General features: G+C 60.0%; 4 protein-coding genes. 3 read left to right on the forward strand and 1 reads right to left on the reverse strand.

The genetic code is table 11. The features are described 5' to 3' along the window. Positions 1-4: 4 nt before the first annotated feature. The 3 genes from C9413_RS28415 to C9413_RS28425 are packed head-to-tail and all read left to right on the forward strand — an operon-like array spanning position 5 to position 2,896. The gene (locus tag C9413_RS28415) at positions 5-919 is read left to right on the forward strand and encodes an ABC transporter permease (RefSeq protein ID WP_040114785.1); all 915 of its coding nucleotides are present in this window, start codon (positions 5-7) and stop codon (positions 917-919) included. Next, positions 916-1,905, forward strand: coding sequence for an ABC transporter ATP-binding protein (locus C9413_RS28420; protein WP_040114784.1), 990 nt, complete (start codon positions 916-918; stop codon positions 1,903-1,905). Before C9413_RS28415 ends, C9413_RS28420 begins: the two co-directional genes overlap by 4 nt. Next, entirely contained in the window at positions 1,892-2,896 is a 1,005-nt protein-coding gene (locus tag C9413_RS28425) for an ABC transporter ATP-binding protein (protein WP_040116471.1), read from the forward strand. Before C9413_RS28420 ends, C9413_RS28425 begins: the two co-directional genes overlap by 14 nt. A gap of 431 nt (positions 2,897-3,327) precedes the next feature. Here the strand turns inward: C9413_RS28425 and C9413_RS28430 are convergent. Next, positions 3,328-4,398, reverse strand: a 1,071-nt coding sequence (locus tag C9413_RS28430) for an amidohydrolase (protein WP_170251231.1), incomplete at its 5' end; no start/stop codon positions are given.

Raw genomic sequence — 4,398 nt, forward strand, 5'->3', positions numbered from 1 at the left:
ACCCATGGCTGAACCAAACGTGCAAGATAAAAGCGTTCCGGACGCCGGACCTGGCCGGCTGACCAAGGGAATCTCGGAGTTCCTTCGATCTTCCGCGGCCGCGATCGGCTTCGTCACGCTGGTGATCATCTGTTGCCTGGCGCTATTGGCGCCCTGGATTTCCCCCCAGAATCCGTATGATTTGATGCAGCTCGACATCATGGATGGACGACTGCCGCCGGGGTCGGAATCGATGACGGGGCTTGTCTACCACCTCGGAACGGACAGCCAGGGCCGCGATATCCTGTCCGGCATCCTTTATGGCCTGCGGACATCGCTTCTCGTAGGAGTCTTATCGGCCTTCGCTGCTGCGATTATCGGCACGACGACGGGCCTATTTGCTGCCTATATGGGCCGGCGCACCGAAACCGTGATCATGCGGCTGGTCGATCTGCAGCTTTCCTTCCCCACCATTTTGATGGCCCTCATGATGCTGGCCGTTCTTGGCAAGGGTGTCACCAACGTCGTCATCGCGCTCATCATCGCTGAATGGGCGACCTATGCCCGCACCGTGCGCGGCACGGCTCTGGTCGAGCGCGAGAAGGAATATATCGAGGCAGCCCGCATGCTCCGTCTGCCCGGATGGCGCATCCTCTTCAAGCACCTGCTTCCAAACTGTCTTGCGCCGGTGATCGTCATCGCCACCATGCAGGTGGCGAGAGCGATTGGGCTGGAGGCGACGCTTTCCTTCCTTGGTCTCGGCGCTTCGGTCACCGAACCGTCTCTCGGCATGCTGATCGCGACGGGCTACCAGTATCTTCTGACCGGCCTCTACTGGATCAGCTTCTTCCCTGGCATCGCCCTCCTCGCAACGATCGTGGCAATCAACCTCGTCGGCGACCGGCTTCGCGATGTCCTCAATCCGAGGAATGTATCATGACCGCCTTGCTGAAGGTAAGCAATCTCGTGACCGAATTCGGCACCGGCAAAGGTCAGCCAGGCTTGAGGGTCGTCAATGACGTGTCGTTAACCGTCGCGCGCGGCAAGGTCCTCGGCCTTGTCGGGGAATCCGGATCAGGCAAGTCGGTGACCGGCTTTTCGATAATGCGGCTCCTCGAAAAACCCGGTAGGATCGCAGGGGGACAGATCGTCTTCGACGGCACCGACATTGTAAACTGTTCCGACGAGGAGATGCGGCAGCTGCGCGGTAAGCGCATCGCGATGGTCTTTCAGGATCCGACGATGACCCTCAATCCGGTCCTTACCATCGGAACGCAGATGGTCGAGGCCGTGCAGGCACATGAAAAGATGTCCAGGCATGCCGCCCGGCAGCGGTCGCGGGATGCCTTGGGTCTCGTCGGCATCCCAAGCCCCGAGGAGAGATTGTCCGCCTACCCGCATCAGTTTTCCGGGGGGATGCGCCAGAGGGTGGCGATCGCGATCGCACTTCTCCACAAGCCGGATCTCATCATCGCCGACGAACCGACAACGGCATTGGACGTGACAATCCAGAGCCAGATCATTTCGGAATTCCAGAAGCTGACCGAAGAGGCCAACACGGCCGTCATCTGGATTACCCACGACTTAGCGATCGTTTCGAGGCTCGCAGATGATGTCGCGGTCATGTATGCTGGCCGCCTGGTCGAGACAGGCCCGGTGGCCAAGGTGCTGACCGATCCGTACCATCCTTATACCGCAGGTCTGATCGCATCCGTTCCTTCACAGAACAAGCGCGGCGAAGCGCTGCGTCAGATCAGGGGCATGACGCCGGCGATCAACCGCCTGCCGCAAGGTTGCAGCTTCCGTACGCGCTGCGACCGGGCGACGAACGCCTGTCGTGTGATGCCTGGCCTTATGCCGGCTGACGACCGCTCCTTCCGCTGCATCCATCCCGTAATGAGAGGACTGCATGATGCTTGCGACTGACGCGCCCCTGATCGAAGCAAGAAACATTTCACAGCGCTTCGGCCCGAAGCCCGATCTGGCTGCCAAGATTACGCTGAAACTCAAACTGGCAAAGCCTGCGTCAATCGTGCACGCCCTTGATGACGTCAGTCTGAGCATCCGCAGCGGCGAGGTCGTTGGCCTCGTCGGTGAAAGCGGTTGCGGAAAGTCAACGCTTGGCCGCGTGATTGCGGGGATAGCCTCTCCGACCAACGGCAATGTTTTGTGGAAGGGTGTGGATCGAGATGCCATGTCGGCGCGCCAGCGGCACGAACTCGGCCTGGCCACCCAGATGATTTTTCAAAATCCGATGGCTGCGCTCAACCCGCGCATGACCGTCGAAGAACTCATCTGGGAAGCGCCGCGGACCCACGGGCTCGCCCGTTCGACGGAACGCGACAGCTATGTCGATAAGTATCTGACGCTGGCCGGCTTCGACCCGGCGATGAAGAAACGATACCCGCACCAGTTTTCAGGCGGCCAGCGGCAACGCGTCAACATCGCGCGGGCGCTTGCCGTCCAGCCCAAATTCATCGTCTGCGACGAAAGCGTGGCCGCTCTCGACGTCTCCATTCAGGCACAGGTCATCAACCTGTTTATGGAATTGCGAGACAAGCTCGACCTCACCTATCTCTTCGTCAGCCACGATCTCGGTGTCGTCGAGCATATTTCCGACCGTGTCGCGATCATGTATCTTGGCCGGATTGTGGAAGAAGCACCGGTCGAGGAAATCTTCAGGCGGGCCAACCACCCCTACACGCAAGCGCTTCTGGCCGAAGTGCCGCGCATCGAGCCCGGCAAGCGCCGCTTCAAGCCCATGGAAGGCGAACTCCCCAGCCCACTCGATCCTCCGAGAGGCTGTCACTTCCATCCCCGATGCCCGTTCGCAATCGACCGTTGTCGCGTGGAAGTGCCGATCAAGAAGGAAGTTGCGCCGGGGCACCTATCAGCGTGCCACCTAAATGATGAGTAGCCTCGAACAAAAGCACTCTCGACGGTAGCTACCCGCTCAATGACGTTCGCCTCCAGCGGAATCGAACCCCCTATCGTTCAAATCGAAAGCGACGTCTCCGTGGGACGCACAAGCATTCGGGATGCTCATGCTGCGCGCCACAAGAGTCGCTTACGATATCGGCATCGCACTTGGGTTTGCACTGGACATTCGTCCGGCGCGCCGCTCACGATTTCGCTGACCCGAATTTGATGAACCTAATTTCGGTGAGCATCATTTTCCTAGATTGGTGCCACGGACGTGCACAGAATCTGCAATTCTGAGGGGCATGAGGCACCATACAGCTTGCCGACGTTCAAGGCGAAGGTGCCGCATTCGACGTTGCCCTCCCGAGGCGCATTGCGCCGTGCAAGTTTGAGGGCTGATTAAGCTGAGAAGTCGCTCAAAACGGGTTATCGGCTATGGACCGATGCAGGCATCACATCGTCGGGGATCGGACATATATAGCCTTTGCCGCTGGTCTTTTCCCGCCACTCGGCCGTCGCGGCTGCCAGCAGGTCGGATGACGACATCAACGCGAGACCCGTTGTCGCAAGCGTCTTGGCCGCATGCGCCATGGCTTTGTGCGCGGCCGGGCTTTTCCCCTGCGCAACGACCTGCCAGGTATGGGGATTGGTGCCGATCGCCCAGGCTGGTGCCCAGCATTGCGCGGTCGGCGTCACCCAGCTGACGTCGCCGACATCGGTCGATCCGGCCCGGAAATGCGATTGTCCGTCGAAGTCGCGCAGACCGGTGTGCAAGGGCGTCGAGCCATCCACCTTGGCATTGGAGAACACATCGCCCTTGATCTGATAGAGGCGGATGCTGCTCCTGATCGCTTCTTGTGTGAACGTATCCTGGATTTTCCTGGCGAAGGCGATGTCGGCCTCGTCGAAGGCTATCGGCCCGAGCGCGACCATGTTCTCGTGCATTGCCGTTTCAAGCGTGATGTTGGGAAGAAGGTTCGTCGAGGCGGTGTCGAACAGGATCTCGACCGCGGTTTCGGTCATCATCGCGGCACCTCGTGCAACTTTCTCGACCCGCCCGGCAAGCTCAAGCGCCTGCGTCATGTCAGGCGCCCTGATCAGATAGAGAACCTCGGCTTTGGCCTGCACGACATTGGCGGCCCTGCCGCCGGTGTCAGTGATCGCATAGTGAACGCGACAATCCGGCGGCATGTGTTCACGCAGGAAATTAACGCCGACATTCATGAGCTCGACGGCATCGAGCGCCGATCGCCCGAGATGGGCGCTGTTGGCAGCATGTGCCGCGACACCCCTGAAGCGATAGTAATATTCGAGAACGGCAAGATTGTTCGTCGAGCGAACACCGTTGAAGGGAGCCGGATGCCAGGTCAGGGCGGCGTCGACATCATCGAATGCGCCGGCGCGAACCATGAAGGTCTTACCGGAGCCGCCCTCCTCTCCAGGGCAGCCATAATAGCGCACCGTTCCGGGCAGGTTGTTCTCCTTGAGGTAGCGGGC

Source organism: Rhizobium sp. SEMIA 4085, assembly GCF_013004495.1.
GTDB classification, from domain to species: Bacteria; Pseudomonadota; Alphaproteobacteria; order Rhizobiales; family Rhizobiaceae; genus Rhizobium; species Rhizobium gallicum.